Genomic DNA, 16,578 nt, shown 5'->3' on the forward strand with positions numbered 1-16,578 from the left:
CGGTAGGGCTGGGTGGTAGGCGGCGTTGGGTGGTTGGGTGGTTGGGTGGGGGTTGGGTGGTAGCAGGGGTCCCCTGTTACCGCTTTTTGTCGAGGAGGGGGCCCCTGCAAACACCTCAGCTGGCAGGGCGCACGGCACCGGGATGCGCACCGGCACCGGCGTGGACGTCGGCGGCACGGGTATGGGTGTCGGCGTCGGCGAGGACGAGTTCCCAGGCCTCCACGTCGCGCTCGGTGACCGTGGTCGGCGACTCCAGGTGGTACGCCCCGCTGGGCAGGATGCCGGCGCCGCCGTACCGCGCCAGCACGGCGAGCTGGGCCGCCACGTCTTCGCCCTGGTGCCCCTCGGGTAGCCGACGCCAGAAGTCGAAGCCACCCGCCTCGACCAGCCGGGCCCGGTCGTAGAGCACGCAGCCTCCGATCCAGGAGACCTTGTACGCCCGCCAGGCCCCGGCAGGCAGCTTGAGGCGTCCGGTCACGTGCAGCAGGTTCGCCGCCGAGTGGATGGTCGCGCGCTGCCATTCGAGGGTGCCGGGACGTACCGTCTCCGGGACGGGAGGACCGGTCCACTCCTCGTAGTGCCGGTGGGTCTGCGGCCGGACGTCGTCGAGGTACGACAGACCGTGTACGGCGTTGCCGACGAACCCGCAGCCCAGCTCGGTGATGGCGGTGACCAGCCGGTGCAGGGTCCCCGGTTCGAGCCAGACGTCGTCGTCGAGGCAGAGCACGTACCGGGCCGTCGACCGGTCCAGCAGGTACGCCCGGTGTTCGGCCAGGCCGCGCCGGGGCAGCCGTCGGGTGAGCAGCACGGGATGCCCCCGGTGGCGCAATGCCCGGGCCATGGTGGCGACCGCCGGGTGCCGGAAGGCCGGTGGGCCGTCGGACTGGTCGCTGACCGCCACCCCGAAACCGGGTGCGCCCTCCTGGGCGGCCAGCCCGGAGAGGGTGACCGCGAGTTCGGCAGCCCTGTTCCGGGTGGGGATCAGCACGTCCAGGGTGCGCTCTCGGCGGAAGTCGTCCGGCGAGCCGGGGTCGAGCGGCCGGTCCACGACGTCCGGCGGGCCGACGGCAGCCGACCGCTCCACGGCATCGGGTGAACCCATGACGTCCGGGCGGTGCACGGCACCGGGCGGGGCCTCGACGTCCGGGCGGTGCACGGCACCGGGCGGGGCCTCGACGTGTGGCTGGTGCACGGCACCGGGCGGGGTCTGGGCGTGTGGCTGGTTCACGACGTCCGGCCGGTGAGGAAGGGACCCCGGTTCCCCTTGCCGTGTCCGTTGCCGTTCGGATGTCCGTTGTCGTGGTGGTGTCCGTTGCCGTTCGGATGACCCTGACCGTGGCCGGGACCGTGCCCGTGGGCGTCGGGGCCGTGGCCGTGGGCGCCGTGGCCGTGGCCGGGGACGTCGTTGTCGGCAGGCGGTGCGCCGACGACCTGCTGCGCGCGGATCCGCTCGATGATCGCCGACGTGGAGCGGTCCGGGACGTAGCCGAGGGTGCGGACCTCTCCGCCGAGCCGGCGGACCAGGGGGGCCTCGGGCACCATCTCGGGCGGGTAGTCGCCGCCCTTGACGTACACGTCGGGACGGATGGTCTCGATCAGGGTCGCCGGGGAGTCCTCCTCGAAGACCACCACGTGGTCGACGCAGGCCAGTGCGGCAAGCAGGGCGACCCGGTCCTCGACCGGGTTCACCGGCCGGTCCGGGCCCTTGAGCCGGCGGACGCTGTCGTCCGAGTTGACCGCCACGACGAGCAGGTCGGCCAGCTCCGCCGCCTGTTCCAGGTAGCGCACGTGCCCCGGGTGCAGCACGTCGAAGCAGCCGTTGGTGAAGACCACCGACCGGTCGGCGACCCGGTGCGCGGCGAGGATCGCGGCCAGCTCCTCCGGGCCGACCACCACCGGTCGGTCGCCGACGTCGGTCGTGACGCCGAGCGCGGCGAGCAGATCCTGCCGGCGGCAGACGCAGGTGCCGGTGTCCGAGACGGTGATGGTCGCGGCGAGCTGCGCCAGGTGGGCGGCGGTGGACAGTGGGGCCTCGGCGGCGAGGGCCAGCGTCATGGCGGCCAGGTAGGCGTCCCCGGCTCCGACCGCATGGCTGGCCGGCACGGGGGTGGCGTGGCTGCGCCGGGGCGAGCCCTCCGCGCCGCCGACCACGGCACCCTCGGTGTCCAGGGTCACCGCCACCACGTCCGCCCCGGTGTGCGCGCGCAGATCGGCCAGGCGAGACTCGGCGAGCCGTGCCCGGTCCGTGCCGGTGCCGTCGGCGGAGACGGTCACGCCGGTGCCGGTGATGCTGAAACCGTCCCCGGTCAGCGCCACCCGCTCCTCGCCGGGAGTCGGCTCCCCGGTGGGCCCGGTGGGCGGCACGTTGGTCGGCCCGTGGGCCGCCAGGTCGACCGGTCCGGTGGGCGGCACATTGTTCGGCCCGGGGATCGCCACGTCGGCCTGCACGTCGGTCGGCCTGTGGGCCGCCACGTCGACCGGTCCGGTGGGCGGCATGTCGGTCCCGGGGGCCGTTACCTCGTCCGGTCCGGTGGGTTGCGGGCTGCCGGGGATGGTGGGCGTCCGGCTGAGCCGTCCTTCGCCCGGGGCGGTGCCGACGACGAGTTCGGAGGGACCGTCCGGCGGGTCCGCGTGGTCGAGGTGCAGGACGTCGACGCCGGTGGCCCGGGTGGCGGCCCCGGAGGCGCGGGCGAGCAGCCGGGTAGCTTCGGCGAAGCTCGGCGTCACCACGGTCGGGGCGAGCCCGCGCCAGTCGGCGAGGTCGTGTGCGTCCAGGGCGACGGTGGCGAAGCGGTGCCGGTTGGCGACCAGCCAGGCCCGGATCGGCGCGGACAGCGCGCCGAGCCCGTAGTCGCAGACCACCAGGGTCGGCGGAGCTCCGGCCGAGGCGGCGCGCAGCTCCTCGACCGCGCACCCCACGGCGGTCAGCAGCCGGGCCACCCCGTCGTCGGTGAGCAGGTCGTCCGGGTCGCCGGAGTCCTCCCGTAGCAGGATCTGGTTGCCGGCCAGCATCCGGCGCTTGACCGGGGTGGGCCGGCCGGGCTGGTTGACCGTCCGGTCCCAGACGCCCGCCCGGTCCAGGCAGTCGTGCAGCTCGTCCCCGGCGACGTCCGCGCCGACCGGGGCGACCAGCGCGGCGAGGCCACCCAGGGCGGCCAGGTTCACGGCGGTGTTCGCCGCTCCGCCCGCTGCGGAGATCCGCCGTCGCAGGGTGAGCACCGGGGCGGGAGCCTCCCGGCAGAGCCGGTCGGAGTCGGCGAATCGCCACTCGTCGAGCATCGCGTCGCCGATGACCAGGACGGGTCGTCCGCGCCAGCTTTCCACGACGGTGGCGAGCCGGCGCTGTTCCGCTGCTGCTCCTGCCATGCCCTGCCGGATCCCCCCGCCTCGGCGGGTCAAACCCGCACCCCGACGGCGTGACCCGGGTGCCGCGTTTTGTCCCTCCCACCCCGGGAACACCACCAGTGAGCACGGAGAACAGGACGAGACCGAGAAGGAGGGCCGCCTGATGGCAGGCCGAGTACTGGAGGGCAAGCGGATCGCGTTCCTCGCCGCCGACGGGGTGGAGGAGGTCGAGTACGTCCAGCCCCGCGAGGCGGTGGAGAAGGCCGGCGCCCGGACCGAACTGGTTTCCCTGAAGGACGGATCGATCCGGTCGTTCCACCACCTCGACCCGTCGACCAGCTACGACGTGGACGTGGCGGTGGCCGGGGCGGACGCCGGGGCGTACGACGCGCTGGTGCTGCCGGGTGGCGTGGCGAACCCGGACTTTCTGCGGGCCGACCCGGACGCGGTGCGGTTCGTGCGGAGCTTCCACGAGCAGGGCAAGCCGATCGGCGTGATCTGCCACGGCCCGTGGACGCTCGTCGAGGCGGACCTGGTCCGGGGCCGGCGGATCACCTCCTGGCCGACGCTGCGCACCGATCTGGTCAACGCCGGGGCGCAGTGGGTCGACGAGGAGTGCGTGGTCGACGGCGGCATCGTCAGCAGCCGGAAGCCGGACGACCTGCCGGCCTTCTGCGCGACGATCGTCGAGGAGTTCGCCCGCTGAGGGCGACGGGGAGGCTGTGCCGGTCAGGCCGGGGCGCGGTCGGCGGCGGTGGCCGCCCAGGCCGCGTCCTCGGCCTGTTTGCGGGCCAGTCCGTTGCGGCCGTCGTAGCGGACGAAGGTGGGCAGCAGCGCGGCGAGCGCGACGGTGCCGACCACGCAGAGGATGCCGCCGGAGACGATCGAGCCGTTGACCCCCACCCAGCGGGCGGCCAGGCCGGAGCGCAGTTGACCGAGGAGCGGGCCGGTCGAGTAGGAGAGCATCTCGATGCCGGCGAGCCGGCCGCGCAGGTGGTCGGGGATGGTCTGGTTCCAGATGATCATGCGGAACAGGCCGGAGACCATGTCCGCCGCACCGGCCAGGGCCAGGAAGAACAGCGCCAGCCAGAGCGAGTTGACCAGCCCGACGCCGATGATGGCCAGTCCCCAGGCCCCGGCGGCCAGCACCACCATCAGCCCGTGCCGGTGCACGCGGGCGGTCCAACCGGAGCCGACCGTGGCGATCATCGAGCCGACGGCCGGAGCGGCGTAGAGCAGCCCCAGCACCGACGGCCCGCCCAGCTTCTCGGCCATGAACGGGTAGAGCGCCTGCGGCATGCCGAAGAACATCGCGTTGATGTCGACCAGGTAGGTGCCGAGCAGTTCGGGGCGGCTGCGGGCGTACCGCAGGCCGGTGGCCACCGAACGCAGCGACGGCCGGTCGGCGGCCGGGGGTGGCGGCACCGCCCGGACCAGCGCCAGGCAGACCAGCGAGACCGCGAAGGTGGCCAGGTCGAAGGCGTACACCCAGGCCAGGTCGACGCTGGCGATCAGCACCCCGGCGATGCCCGGCCCGCCGAGCTGGGCGAGCTGCATCCGCAGCGAGTTCAGCGCGCTGGCCGCCGGGATCTGGTCCGGCGCGACGATGCGCGGGGTGAGCCCCTCCATGGCGGGTCGTTGCAGCCCGTCCAGCGCCGCGGTCAGCGCGGCCACCAGGTAGAGCAACCAGAGCTGGGGCTTGTCGCCGAGGGAGTTGATGAGCAGCACCCCGCAGAGCAGGGTGAACCCGACCTCGCCGCCGAGCACCAGCAGGCGACGGTCCAGGTAGTCGGCGAGCGCGCCGCCGACGAAGGCCATCACCAGCAGGGGTACGAGCTCACAGACGCCGATCAGCCCGACCAGGAGGGGATCCCCGGTGAGCTGGTACACCTGGTACGGCAGCGTGACGTAGGTGATGAAGGACCCGAAGCTGGACACGCCGGCCGCGGTGAAGACCAGCCGGTAGTCCCGTGAGGTCCGCAACGGCGTCACGTCCAGCGCCGTACGACGGAGCAGGCGGATCAGCACGTGCCGGATGCTCGTCGGTCCGGTGCGTCCCTGTCCAGGGGTTTTCGGGTGAGTGAGGGCAACCTAACTACTTCTGGATGAGTCAGTCGGTTGTCGGCGCGGGCCCGGGTCCGCGCCCGGACCTCGTGATGTAACGAAGACGGTCGTGGTGGCGTCCTCCTGAGTGGACACCGTACATCGACACATGGGGGATGACACATGTCGTTACGCCGTACCCACCGGCTCCGGGCCGGGCTCGCCCTCCTCGCCGCCGCGGCCGGGGCGTTGCTGCCGGCTCCGGCCGTCGCCGCCCCGGCGCGGCCCGACCTCCGGCTCACCATGACCACCACCGTGACCATGACCGGCGACACCCGCGCCCAGACGATCGTGTCGGCTGCCGTCGACAACATCGGCACGGCCGACGCGCCGGACGTCACCATCGCGTTCCAGTTGCCGGCCGGGGCCTGGATCATCGGTGACCCGAGCTGGCAGTGCGACTACGTGACCTTCGTCTGCGCCGACGCCTTCACGGACCCGCAGGTGCCGGCCGGCGGCTCCGCCGAACCGTTGAACATCTATTTCGGGTTGCCGGTGCAGCCGATCGGCACGGTCGAGACGATCAGCGCCACGATCTCGACCAGCGCCCGCGAGTCGACCACCGCCAACAACACCGGTCAGGTCCAGACCACCCACTCCCTGGTGCCGGAACTGCAACTGGTGGCCGCCCGGGACGACAGTGTCTGGAGGGACATCGAGGTGCCGGCCGCCGGCGGGCAGTTCCTGCCCCAGTTCCTCGTCACGAACATCGGTTCGGGGCCCACCGAGGACCTGCGTCTGGTCGTCCAGTGGCCCGCCGGGGTCACGAACGACGGAGCGCCCACCAGCGACACCGGGACGAACTGGCAGTGTGACTTCTCGCCCGGCCTCGGGGTGTGCACCGCCGGTCCGCTCGCGCCGGGTGGGCTCGCGTCGATAACGATCCCGATGTCGGCCCCGGCGGGCACGCCGGACACCACGTTCACCATCGGGAGCGAGTTCACCACGTCCACGCCGGAGTGGCGGAACGAGGCGACGGCCATCGCCCGCACCTGTCGGTACGTCTGACCGTCCGGCCGGCTCGTCCTCGGGTGCCCCGTGCGGGGCTACTTGAGGATGAGCCGGTCGGTCTGCTCGAAGACGGCGAGGTCGGCCAGGGTCTCGGTGACCGAGGGGGAGAGCGGGGCGGGAAAGGCGCCCGGGTGGAAGAACCCGGCGTCGGTGGTCTCGTCGGTGACCCGCAGCAGCTCACCGTCCCACTCGTCGATCCGGAACGCGGCGGTCAAGACCTGGTACGTGTGGCCGTACATGTTGGTGTGGATGCGGTCCGGGCCGGTGTAGAGGGCGAACGCGCTGACCCGCAGCGCCCGTAGCCCGGTCTCCTCGCGGACCTCGCGCACGGCGCAGTCGGCGATCGACTCGCCCAGCTCCATCGCGCCGGCCGGCATCGACCAGTGACCGTTGTCCGAGCGCTGGATCAGCAGCACCCGCCCGCGCTGGTCGCGCAGCACGGCGCGCGCCCCCACGAACATCAGGGTGCGGTCACCGGCCAGCGCGCGTAGCTGCCCGACGTACGACTCGGCCCAGGAAACGCTCACCGGGCCAATCTACGGGGGTTCCCAACGTGACACGCGCGACACTAGTTTCTTACCCATGCGTAGCACGATGATGGACGCTCCGCTCCAGGTCTCCCGGATTCTCGAGCACGGCGCCACCGTGCACGGCTCGGCCGAGGTGGTCACCTGGACGGGCGCGGAGCCCCGCCGCACGACGTACGCCGAGGTGGCCCGGACGGCGGCCCGGCTCGCCCACGCGCTGCGCGACGAGTGCGGGGTGACCGGCGACGAGCGGGTCGCCACCTTCATGTGGAACAACACCGAGCACCTGGTGGCGTACTTCGCGGTGCCCAGCATGGGTGCGGTGCTGCACACCCTGAACATCCGGCTCTTCCCGGAGCAGCTCGCCTACATCGCCAACCACGCCGAGGACCGGGTGGTGCTGGTCGACGGCACGCTGATCCCGCTGCTGGCCCGGGTGATCGGCGAGATGGTCACCGTGCGGCACGTGGTGGTGGTCGGCGGCGGTGACCCGGCACCGCTGCTGGCGGCGGCCGGCGACCGGATCGCCGTACACCACTGGGACGCGCTGCTGGCCGACCGCCCGGCGGTCTACGACTGGCCGGAGTCCGACGAACGCGACGCGGCGGCGCTCTGCTACACCTCCGGGACCACCGGCCACCCGAAGGGGGTGGCCTACTCGCACCGTTCGATCTACCTGCACTCGCTCCAGATCTGCATGCCGGAGGCGTTCGGGCTGGACGCGACCAGCCGGGAGCTGGTCATCGTGCCGATGTTCCACGCGATGGCCTGGGGGCTGCCCTACGCGGCGTTCACGTCCGGCGCGTCCCTGCTCATGCCGGACCGGTTCCTCCAGGCCGCGCCGATCGCCGAGATGATCGCCGCGGAACGGCCGACGATGGCCGCCGCGGTGCCGACCATCTGGACCGACCTGCTGGCCCACCTGGACACCCACGACGTCGACGTCTCCGGGCTGCGGGAGGTCGTGGTCGGCGGGTCGGCCTGCCCGCCGGCCCTGATGCACGCCTTCGGCGAGCGGCACGGCGTCGAGGTGATCCACGCCTGGGGGATGACCGAGACGTCACCGCTCGGTTCGGTGGCCCGCCCACCGGCCGGGGTGACCGGGGAGGACTCCTGGCGCTACCGCTACACGCAGGGGCGGGTGCCGGCCGGGGTGGCCGCCCGGATCGTGGGGCCGGACGGCGAGGTGCTGCCCGCCGACGGCACCTCGGTCGGTGAGCTGGAGGTGCAGGGTCCCTGGGTGACCGCCCGCTACCTCGGTGACGAGACCCCGGACGGGGAGAAGTTCCGCGACGGATGGTTGCGCACCGGCGACGTCGGTACGCTCTCCGCGGACGGCTACATCACGCTGACCGACCGGTCCAAGGACGTGATCAAGTCCGGCGGCGAGTGGATCTCGTCGGTGGAGCTGGAAAACGCCCTGATGGCCCATCCGGCGGTGCTCGAGGCGTGTGTGGTCGGCGTGCCGGACGAGCGCTGGCACGAGCGACCGCTCGCCACGGTGGTGCTCCGCGAGGGGGCCTCGGCCACGCCGGAGGAGCTGCGCGAGTTCCTCGCCGGGTCGGTGGCGCGGTGGCAGTTGCCGGAGCGCTGGGCGTTCATCGAGGCGGTGCCGAAGACCAGCGTCGGCAAGTTCGACAAGAAGGTGGTCCGCACCCGGTACGCCGACGGCGCGCTCGCGGTGCACACCGTGACGGTGGTGTAACGGTCTCGGGTGCCACGGCGCATGAAGAGGTAGGGCGAGACTCCTGCTCCCCTCCCCAGGAGCGGCCCCGGCGTTCGCACCGCGCCGGGGCCGCCCGCTCACACGGGTCATGCCCGCCACTGCATTGTTGCGAAACTTCTTCACGTTCTCCGGCGGTCGGCGGAGTCGTCCCCCGGTCGGCGGAAGCTCCGCCGAATCGCCGCTCAGGCCGCGCTGGTGCTGAGCAGCACCTTGCCGACCACCGAGTCCTCCACCGCGCGGTGTGCCGCCGCCGTGGCGTCGAGCGGGTAGTGGTGCAGCGGCAGCCCGGCCTCCTGACCCACCCGGACGTGCCCCTGGGCGACCGCCGCCGTCACGTCCGCGATCGCCTGCTCCTTGGCCGGCCAGGGCGTGGTGTAGACGAGGACGAACTGCCAGCGGGCGTTCGGCAGCATCAGCGCCCGGACCGGCAGGGTCACCTCGTCGCCGCCGTCGTCGGCGTAGACGCTGACCACCGCGCCGGTCCGCAGGATCCGGACGTCAGCGGCGGCGTTCCGGGCGGCCGACACCTCCACGACCACGTCCACCCCGTCGGGCGAGATCCGGCGGACCTCCTCGGCCACGTCCTGCTCCCGGTAGTTGAGCACATGGTCGGCACCGGCCGCCGCCGCGAGGAGCGCCTTCTCCGGGCTGCTGACCGTGGCGATCACCGTGGCGTCCGCCCAGCGGGCGAGCTGCACCGCCGCGTTCCCCACCGCCCCGGCCCCACCCTGCACCAGCACCACCCGGTCGGTCAGCGCCCCGGCGTGCAGCCGCTGCGGCGTCGTCTCCCCGGCGGTCAGGCAGCGGTGCGCGGTGAGGAACGGGATGCCGAGGCAGGCCCCCAGGTCGAAGGAGGCGTCGCCGAGCGGCACCGCCTGCCGGGCCGGCACCACCGTGTACTCGGCGGCGGTGCCCCACCGGCGCTGCCAGGACGCCTCCCACACCCAGACCCGCTCGCCGATCAGATGCCGGTCCAGCCCGTTGCCGACCGCCTCGATCACCCCCGCGCCGTCCTGGCCCGGGGTCTGCCCGCCGTCGGGCACCGCCCAGTTGCGGCGGCCCTTCCAGTCGGTCGGGTTCACCCCGGCGACCGCGAGCCGCACCAGCACCTCCCCGGGACCGGGTTCCGGCACCGGCCGGTCGACCACCTGGAGCACCGAGGGGTCACCGTTGCGCTCGTACACGATCGCCTTCATCCGTCCTGTCCTCCCGGTCGCGGGCTGCCGTAACTGGCCGCATGCCGATCATGCCCGGCCCGGGGGGCGTCAGGCGGCCGGTTTCAGCACCACCTTCGAGTAGCCCGCCTCCCGCCGGTCGAAGCGCTGGTACGCCTCCGGGGCGGCATCCAGCGGCAGCTCCTTGCTGACCACGAAACTCGGTCGGGCCCGCCCCGCGATGATCAGGTTGCGCAGGTACTCGTTGTACGCCTTGACGTTGGCCTGCCCGGTCCCCATCCGCAGGCCCTTCTCGAAGAACTTCCCGATCTTCACGAGCAGCTCACCCCGGCTGGAGTGCTCGTCCGGCGCACCCGGGTCGTGGGCCAGGTAGAGCCCCACCACGCCGAGCGTGCCGGTCGCCCGGACCACCTCGATGAGGCTGTTCAACACCGCCGCCGGGCGTTCCTCCCCGCTGGTGCCGTGTGCCTGGTAGCCGACCGCGTCCACGCCCCGGTCGGTGCCGGTGCCGTCGGTACGGTCCCGGATCTGCTCGACCGGGTCGCCGGCGGTGAAGTCGATCGGGACGGCCCCGATCGACTCGGCCAGCCGCAGCCGGTCCGCCACCTTGTCGACCACGAACACCTGCGCCGCCCCCATCAGCAGGGCCGAGTAGGCGGCCATCAGACCGACCGGCCCGCCCCCCATCACGGTGATGGTCTCGCCCGGCCGTAGCCCGGTCATCGCCACCCCGTGGTAGCCGGTGGGAAAGATGTCGGCGAGCATCGCGAAGTCGTTCTCGTGTTCGGTGCCCGGCGGGAGCTTCAGGCAGTTGAAGTCGGCGAACGGCACCCGCAGGTACTCGGCCTGCCCGCCCCGGTACCTACCCATCGAGACGTAGCCGTACGCGCCACCGGCGAAGCCGGGGTTGACGGTCAGGCAGAAGCCGGTCTTGCCGGCCCGGCAGTTGCGGCAGAACCCGCAGGCGACGTTGAACGGCATGCAGACCCGGTCACCCTCGCGCAGGCTGACCACGCCCGGGCCGGTCTCGACGATCGTGTCCATGTTCTCGTGCCCGAAGACGATGCCCGGGGAGGCGTCCGTGCGCCCCTCGTACATGTGCAGGTCCGAGCCGCAGATCGCGGTCGTCGTGATCTTGACGACGACGTCGTTCGGATCCTCGATCCTCGGGTCCTCGACCTCGGTCACCCGGACGTCGTGCGGTCCCTGGTACACCACAGCCCTCATGACCTCGACGGTAGGCGGAGGCCCGGCTCCGCGTGGCGGTTCAGCCGAGCCGGTCCACCGAGCCCGGGTTCAGGTGCCCAGGGGACGTCCGACGCGGGTGTGCCGGCTTTCACCGGTCCGTCCTGCCGGCTCCGGGGCCGGTCAGTCCGGCAGGGCCGGCAGCCCGATCGGGTTGCCCGGGGGGATCGTCGTGTGGCACCGGCGGGCCAGCGGGTCGAGCAGCTCCCGGAGCCGCTCCACGCGCCCGGCGCCGAGCGCCTGCCACGGGTGGGCGGCGGTCCGGTCGGTGGCTTCCTCGACCGTCCGGAACCCGGCCCGGCCCTCCTCGGAGGGCTTCCCCTCCGGGGTCAGCCAGCCGCGCTCGACCAGTCGGTCGTGGGCTGCCCGCCACTGCTCCTCGGTCCAGCCCCGGCCGGTCAGCATGATCGGCGCCATGCCGTCGGCGACCCGCCAGGCCAGCGTCTCCACCGGGTCGAGGCCGGCGGCGACCAGAGCCGCCACGTGCCCGTCGCCCCGGTGCTCGCGCAGCGTGGTGGCCGCCTGCCAGAGCCGGGCCAGCGGGTACTCGGCGCGGGGCAGGGCGGCGTTCGCCGCGCCCAGCACCCGGCCGCCGGGCTCCACCGCCTCGGCGGCGGCCTCCAGCAGGTCCGCCGCCTCGTCCAGGTGTCCCTCGGGGAGTTCGTACGTCAGCTCGGCGAGCGCCTGCACCGCCCCGGTGAGCCGGGCCCGCAGCGCCTCCGCCGGGGTGGCCAGCTGCCAGACGGCCGGTATCGCCCGGCTGACCATGGCCGGGGCGAAGGTGAAGAAGACCGCGATCACCGGTGCGGCGTCGGTCTCGCCCAGCGGCGCGGCCCGCCCGGCGAAGTACCCACGCCAGTACCCGCGCAGCCCGATCGCCTCGTAGGCGGCCCGGGACCGGGGGTGGAAGTAGGTCACCGCGTGCAGCGGCTCGTAGTGGGTCCACATCAACCGGGCGGTCCGCCCCGGATCGTCCAGTGACGTCACGTGCACCTCCGCGTCCGGCGGGTGGACACCACGCCGCGCTGCGTGGTGGATCCTGAACTTACTGCCACCGACCGAGTCGCCGGAAGCCTCCTGTGGTCCACACCGCACGGGACGTTCCGTCGATCCTCGCTGTCGGTGGCGTCCGTCCGCCCGAGAGCCGCCCCGGTGCCGGTGCCGGTGCCGGTGGCGTCCGGCCCGGGCGGGCGGACGCCACCGGCTCGCCGGTCACTGGGCGGCGAGGACGTCCACCACGAAGCGCAGCGGGCCGGCCGGCCGACCGCCGGCGCCGTCGCCGTATGCCAGCTCGGCCGGGATGTCCAGCTGGACGCGGCTGCCCACGTTCACCCCGACCAGGCCCTGGTCCCAACCCGGGATCACCCGGCCCGCGCCGACCTGGAAGGTGAACGGCTGGCCGGTCTTCCAGGAGGCGTCGAACTCCTCGCCGGTGGCGTAGAAGGCCCCGACGTAGTTGACGGTGAGCTGCTGACCGGCCTTGGTGGCCGGGCCGGTGCCCTTGACCAGCGGGGTGACGGTGAGCTTGGTCAGCTTGCCGGAGCCCTTGGTCACGCCCGGCTTGCTGCCCAGCGCCGGGTCGGTGCCCGGGGGCAGCTGCGGGGCGCTCGCGCCTCCCGCGCCCGCCGACGCGCTCGCCGACGGGGATGTCGCGGCCTGGTCCGCCGGCTCGTCGTCGCCGCCGAAGACCACGAAGGTCGCCACGATCACGCCGACCACGGCCAGGCCGGCGAGCGCGCCGAGCATCGACTGCCGGCGGCGCTTCGCCTCGGCCGCCTTCTGGGCGGCCAGCTTGGCGGCGAGCCGCCGCTCCGACTTGCTCGCCGGGCTCTGGCCCGGGGACCGTTTCTCCGTGCGCTCACTCACGTCGGGGACTCCCTGTAGCGATGAAGGTGGGTCGGCACCGGTGCCGGGCCGAAGTCGACGCAAACGGTACCTGGATCGATGTCTCGCAGGCAGGGGCCCAGCAGCGGCGTCGGGCCGGTGCGGGGGCCGGGCCGGCGGTAGATTCGGACCATGGCGTTCCTCACCGCAGACGACATTGCCCTCCTGAACGAGCCGCAGCTGGCCCACGTGGCCACGATCGAAGCCGACGGCACCCCGCACGTCACCCCGGTCTGGGTGGACACCGACGGCGAGCATGTCGTCTTCAACACCGCCAAGGGGCGGGTGAAGCACCGGAACATGGAGCGCAACCCGGTGGTGGCGATCTCCGTCTCGGACCGGACGAACGACTACCGGACGCTGTGGATCAAGGGCACCGTCGAGCTGACCACCGAGGGCGCCGACGAGCACATCGACAAGATGGCCAAGAAGTACCTCGACAAGGACACGTACCCGTTCCGCAAGCCGGGGGAGGAGCGCGTGATCGTCAAGGTCACCCCGACCCAGCGGCTCAGCCAGGGCTGACGTACGGCGGCCGGGGTCAGGCCGTCTTGCGGGCCGCTTTCTTCGGCGCGGCCTTCCTGGCCCCGGTCTTCTTCCCGGCCGCCTTCTCCGCCGGTTCGGCCTCCGCCGCGGCCTTCTTCTCCGCCGCCTTCTTCGGCGCGGCCTTCCCGGTCGCCTTCTTCGCGGGGGCCTTCTTCGCCGGCGCCTTCTTCTCGGCCGTCTTCTGCGCCGACCTGGCGGCCGAGATCGGCGTCGGCTCGCCGGCCGCGGGCTGTTCGCCCCGGGCCGCCCGGGCCCGGTCCACGGACGCCCGGAGCGCGGCCATCAGGTCCACCGCCGCGGCCGGGGCCTCCTCGACCTCCTCCGGCGCGACCACCTCCCGCCCCTCCACCTTGGCGTCGATGACCTCCTGCAACGCCGCCCGGTAGTCGTCGGTGAAGGCGTCCGGCTGGAACTCGCCGGCCATCGAGTCGATCAGCGAACTGGCCATCGCCAGCTCCGGCGGGCGGACGGTGATGTCCTCGTCCAGGAAGCCGAAGTCCGGTTTGCGTATCTCGTCCGGCCAGAGCATGGTGTTGAGCAACAGCACACCCTCCCGGACCCGCAGGGTGGCGAGCTGTTCCCGCTGACGCAGCGCCACCTTCACGATCGCCACCCGCTCCGCGTCGACCAGGGCGTCCCGCAGCAGCACGTACGGCTTGGTCGCCGTCCCCTCCGGTTCCAGGAAGTACGCCTTGTTGTAGAGGATCGGGTCGACCTGTTCGGCCGGCACGAACTCCAGCACGTCGATCGCGTGCGAGGTGCTCAGCGGCAGGTCGGCGAAGTCGGAGTCGGTCAGCACCACCATCTCGCCGCCGCCGACGTCGTACCCCTTGGCGATGTCGTCGTAGCTGACCTCCTCGCCGCAGACCGAGCAGGTGCGCTTGTACCGGATCCGGCCGCCGTCGGTCCGGTGCACCTGGTGGAAGCGGATGTCCTTCTCCTGGGTGGCGGAGTAGAGCTTCACCGCGATCGAGACCAGACCGAACGAGACGGCACCCTTCCAGATGGCCCGCATGCTGGCGCTCCTCTCCCCGCTTCTGACCAGGATCGCAAATGATCGAAGGTGGCGCGCGCCGTTCGCGGGCGAACTACAGTCACTCTCGTGCCGGGGCGCCCGCCGCTGAAGCCGATGCTCGCGACGACCGGACCGCTGCCGGCGGGACCGGAATGGACGTACGAGTTCAAATGGGACGGGGTGCGCGCCCTGGCCGACATCTCCGCCGACGACCAGCGCCTCTACGCCCGCTCCGGCGTGGAGATCACCGCCGCGTACCCGGAACTGGCGAGCCTGCGGGAGCAGGTGGACGACGTTCTGCTCGACGGTGAGGTGGTCCTCCTCGGCACCGCCGGGCAACCGTCGTTCACCGCGTTGGCCGAACGCATGCACGTGCGGGACCGGAACCGGGCGGCGCGGCTGGCGGCGGTGGCTCCGGTGACGTACATGATCTTCGACCTGTTGCGGCTGCGCGGCGCTGACCTGACCGGCTGGCCGTACGCCCGGCGACGCGCGGAGCTGGAGGCCCTCGGGATCGGCGGCGCGCGGTGGGCGGTGCCGCCGGCCTTCCCGGACGGGCCGGCCACCTACGAGGCGGCCGGCGAGCACGGGTTGGAAGGGGTGATGGCCAAGCGCCTCGACGCGCCGTACCGCCCGGGGGTGCGCTCGGCGGACTGGGTGAAGGTCAAGCTGGAGGTGACCGGGGACTTCGTGGTGGGCGGCTGGCGACCCGGCGCGCGGAAGATCGGCGGGCTGCTGGTCGGGGTGCCCCGCCCGGACGGTCGGCTCGCCTACCGGGGGCGGGTCGGCGGCGGCATCGGGGCGGCCCTGGAACGGGCGCTGCTGGCCGAGTTGGAGCCGCTGCGCACCACCGGCTCGCCGTTCGGCGGCGACGTGCCCCGGGAGGACGTCCGGGGGGCGATCTGGGTGACGCCGCGGGTGGTGGTCGAGGTGAAGTACGGCCAGCGCACCCCGGACGGTCGACTGCGCTTCCCCCGGGTACTGAGACTGCGTCCGGACAAGCCCCCCGAGGAGGTCGACGATGCCGGGTGAGCGGCTGCGCGTGGAGGTGGAGGGGCGCTCGCTGGAGCTGTCCAACCTGGACAAGGTGCTCTACCCGGACGTCGGTTTCACCAAGGGCGAGGTGATCGACTACTACACCCGGATCGCCCCGGTGCTCCTGCCGCACCTGGCCGACCGGGCACTGACCCGGATCCGCTACCCGAACGGGGTGGCCGACAAGTCGTTCTTCGAGAAGAACAAGCCCGCCGCCACCCCCGACTGGGTGCGCGTGGCGACCCTGCCCGCGCCCGGCTCGACCAAGGGGCGGGAGACCATCGACTACGTGGTCGCCGACGACCTGCCCACCCTGGTCTGGCTGGCCAACCTGGCCGCGCTGGAGCTGCACACGCCGCAGTGGCGCATCGGGGCGGACCCGGACATGATGGTCGTCGACCTGGATCCGGGGCCGCCGGCCGGACTGCGCGAGTGCAGCCAGGTGGCGGTGCTGATGCGCGACCGGCTCGCCGACGACGGCGTGGACGCCTACCCGAAGACCTCGGGCAAGAAGGGGATGCAGCTCTGCTGCCCGGTGGCCGGCACCCAGTCCGCCGAGGTGGTCTCCGGGTACGCCCACCGCATCGCCCGCGAGCTGGAACGCGACCACCCGAAGCTGGTCGTGTCGAAGATGGCGAAGAACCTGCGCCCCGGGAAGGTCTTCATCGACTGGAGCCAGAACAACGCGGCCAAGACGACGGTGGCGCCGTACTCGCTGCGGGCCCAGCCGGTGCCCTCGGTCTCCACACCGCTGACCTGGGACGAGGTGGAGGCGGCGGCCTCCGCCGGCCAGCGCGGCGGATTGCGCCCGTTCACCGCCGTCGAGGTCCTGAACCGGGTCGACGACCACGGTGACCTGCTCGCCCCGCTGCTCGACGGTGGTCCGGAACTGCCCACCCCCTGACGACCCCTGTTGCTATTTGACGTTCATCGATGCGACGCTGACGGAAATCTCAGTCGGCGCGT

14 protein-coding genes and 1 pseudogene are annotated in these 16,578 nt (G+C 72.7%); 6 read left to right on the top strand and 9 right to left on the bottom strand.

Going from position 1 to position 16,578, the window contains the following annotated elements; all coding sequences use genetic code 11:
• Window positions 1-115: 115 nt before the first annotated feature.
• Together IGA62_RS15280 and rfaE2 are read right to left on the bottom strand one after the other, a co-directional pair.
• The gene (locus IGA62_RS15280; protein ID WP_145822212.1) at window positions 116-1,048 is read right to left on the bottom strand and encodes a glycosyltransferase; all 933 of its coding nucleotides are present in this window, start codon (window positions 1,046-1,048) and stop codon (window positions 116-118) included.
• A 389-nt stretch (window positions 1,049-1,437) separates the two neighbouring features.
• Window positions 1,438-3,366, bottom strand: a pseudogene (gene rfaE2 / locus IGA62_RS15285) (D-glycero-beta-D-manno-heptose 1-phosphate adenylyltransferase); the annotation flags it as partial.
• A gap of 142 nt (window positions 3,367-3,508) precedes the next feature.
• Here rfaE2 and IGA62_RS15290 point away from each other — a divergent pair.
• Window positions 3,509-4,051 (top strand): type 1 glutamine amidotransferase domain-containing protein, encoded by a 543-nt coding sequence (locus IGA62_RS15290; RefSeq protein ID WP_145820556.1) that lies wholly within the window; start codon window positions 3,509-3,511, stop codon window positions 4,049-4,051.
• 23 nt (window positions 4,052-4,074) lie between these two features.
• On the opposite strand, the gene IGA62_RS15295 is transcribed toward IGA62_RS15290, so the two are convergent.
• Window positions 4,075-5,373, bottom strand: a complete 1,299-nt coding sequence (locus IGA62_RS15295) for an MFS transporter (protein ID WP_232624655.1) — start codon at window positions 5,371-5,373, stop codon at window positions 4,075-4,077.
• 198 nt (window positions 5,374-5,571) lie between these two features.
• Between IGA62_RS15295 and IGA62_RS15300 the strand changes: the two genes are divergently transcribed.
• Complete coding sequence (locus IGA62_RS15300) at window positions 5,572-6,456, top strand: hypothetical protein (protein ID WP_145820553.1); 885 nt, start codon at window positions 5,572-5,574, stop codon at window positions 6,454-6,456.
• A gap of 38 nt (window positions 6,457-6,494) precedes the next feature.
• Here IGA62_RS15300 and IGA62_RS15305 read toward each other — a convergent pair whose 3' ends face one another.
• Complete coding sequence (locus IGA62_RS15305; protein WP_145820551.1) at window positions 6,495-6,986, bottom strand: NUDIX domain-containing protein; 492 nt, start codon at window positions 6,984-6,986, stop codon at window positions 6,495-6,497.
• A 55-nt stretch (window positions 6,987-7,041) separates the two neighbouring features.
• Here IGA62_RS15305 and IGA62_RS15310 point away from each other — a divergent pair, with 55 nt between their 5' ends.
• Entirely contained in the window at window positions 7,042-8,691 is a 1,650-nt protein-coding gene (locus tag IGA62_RS15310; protein ID WP_145820549.1) for a fatty acid--CoA ligase, read from the top strand.
• A gap of 203 nt (window positions 8,692-8,894) precedes the next feature.
• On the opposite strand, the gene IGA62_RS15315 is transcribed toward IGA62_RS15310, so the two are convergent.
• From IGA62_RS15315 to IGA62_RS15330, 4 genes are all read right to left on the bottom strand, one after another.
• Window positions 8,895-9,908, bottom strand: coding sequence for an NADPH:quinone reductase (locus IGA62_RS15315; RefSeq protein WP_145820547.1), 1,014 nt, complete (start codon window positions 9,906-9,908; stop codon window positions 8,895-8,897).
• A 69-nt stretch (window positions 9,909-9,977) separates the two neighbouring features.
• Complete coding sequence (locus IGA62_RS15320; RefSeq protein WP_145820545.1) at window positions 9,978-11,114, bottom strand: glutathione-independent formaldehyde dehydrogenase; 1,137 nt, start codon at window positions 11,112-11,114, stop codon at window positions 9,978-9,980.
• 141 nt (window positions 11,115-11,255) lie between these two features.
• Window positions 11,256-12,080 (bottom strand): SCO6745 family protein, encoded by an 825-nt coding sequence (locus tag IGA62_RS15325; RefSeq protein ID WP_145822210.1) that lies wholly within the window; start codon window positions 12,078-12,080, stop codon window positions 11,256-11,258.
• Between the two features lie 264 nt (window positions 12,081-12,344).
• The gene (locus IGA62_RS15330; protein WP_145820543.1) at window positions 12,345-12,998 is read right to left on the bottom strand and encodes an FKBP-type peptidyl-prolyl cis-trans isomerase; all 654 of its coding nucleotides are present in this window, start codon (window positions 12,996-12,998) and stop codon (window positions 12,345-12,347) included.
• A 150-nt stretch (window positions 12,999-13,148) separates the two neighbouring features.
• On the opposite strand from IGA62_RS15330, the gene IGA62_RS15335 reads away from it, so the two are divergent.
• Window positions 13,149-13,541 (top strand): PPOX class F420-dependent oxidoreductase, encoded by a 393-nt coding sequence (locus IGA62_RS15335; protein ID WP_145820541.1) that lies wholly within the window; start codon window positions 13,149-13,151, stop codon window positions 13,539-13,541.
• 16 nt (window positions 13,542-13,557) lie between these two features.
• On the opposite strand, the gene ku is transcribed toward IGA62_RS15335, so the two are convergent.
• Window positions 13,558-14,577, bottom strand: a complete 1,020-nt coding sequence (ku, locus tag IGA62_RS15340) for a non-homologous end joining protein Ku (protein ID WP_145820539.1) — start codon at window positions 14,575-14,577, stop codon at window positions 13,558-13,560.
• Between the two features lie 87 nt (window positions 14,578-14,664).
• Between ku and ligD (IGA62_RS15345) the strand changes: the two genes are divergently transcribed.
• Entirely contained in the window at window positions 14,665-15,609 is a 945-nt protein-coding gene (gene ligD / locus IGA62_RS15345) for a non-homologous end-joining DNA ligase (RefSeq protein WP_145820537.1), read from the top strand.
• The gene (gene ligD, locus IGA62_RS15350; RefSeq protein ID WP_145820535.1) at window positions 15,599-16,516 is read left to right on the top strand and encodes a non-homologous end-joining DNA ligase; all 918 of its coding nucleotides are present in this window, start codon (window positions 15,599-15,601) and stop codon (window positions 16,514-16,516) included. Before ligD (IGA62_RS15345) ends, ligD (IGA62_RS15350) begins: the two co-directional genes overlap by 11 nt.
• Window positions 16,517-16,578 lie beyond the last annotated feature (62 nt).

Origin of the sequence: Micromonospora sagamiensis, assembly GCF_014680085.1 — a bacterium.
GTDB classification, from domain to species: Bacteria; Actinomycetota; Actinomycetes; order Mycobacteriales; family Micromonosporaceae; genus Micromonospora; species Micromonospora inyonensis.

Coding starts and splice junctions, on each gene's coding strand:
- ligD (WP_145820535.1), top strand. CDS start 15,599: ATGCCGGGTGAGCGGCTGCGCGTGGAGGTGGAGGGGCGCTCGCTGGAG.
- IGA62_RS15310 (WP_145820549.1), top strand. CDS start 7,042: ATGCGTAGCACGATGATGGACGCTCCGCTCCAGGTCTCCCGGATTCTC.
- IGA62_RS15290 (WP_145820556.1), top strand. CDS start 3,509: ATGGCAGGCCGAGTACTGGAGGGCAAGCGGATCGCGTTCCTCGCCGCC.
- IGA62_RS15335 (WP_145820541.1), top strand. CDS start 13,149: ATGGCGTTCCTCACCGCAGACGACATTGCCCTCCTGAACGAGCCGCAG.
- ku (WP_145820539.1), bottom strand. CDS start 14,577: ATGCGGGCCATCTGGAAGGGTGCCGTCTCGTTCGGTCTGGTCTCGATC.
- IGA62_RS15315 (WP_145820547.1), bottom strand. CDS start 9,908: ATGAAGGCGATCGTGTACGAGCGCAACGGTGACCCCTCGGTGCTCCAG.
- IGA62_RS15320 (WP_145820545.1), bottom strand. CDS start 11,114: ATGAGGGCTGTGGTGTACCAGGGACCGCACGACGTCCGGGTGACCGAG.
- IGA62_RS15325 (WP_145822210.1), bottom strand. CDS start 12,080: ATGTGGACCCACTACGAGCCGCTGCACGCGGTGACCTACTTCCACCCC.
- IGA62_RS15300 (WP_145820553.1), top strand. CDS start 5,572: ATGTCGTTACGCCGTACCCACCGGCTCCGGGCCGGGCTCGCCCTCCTC.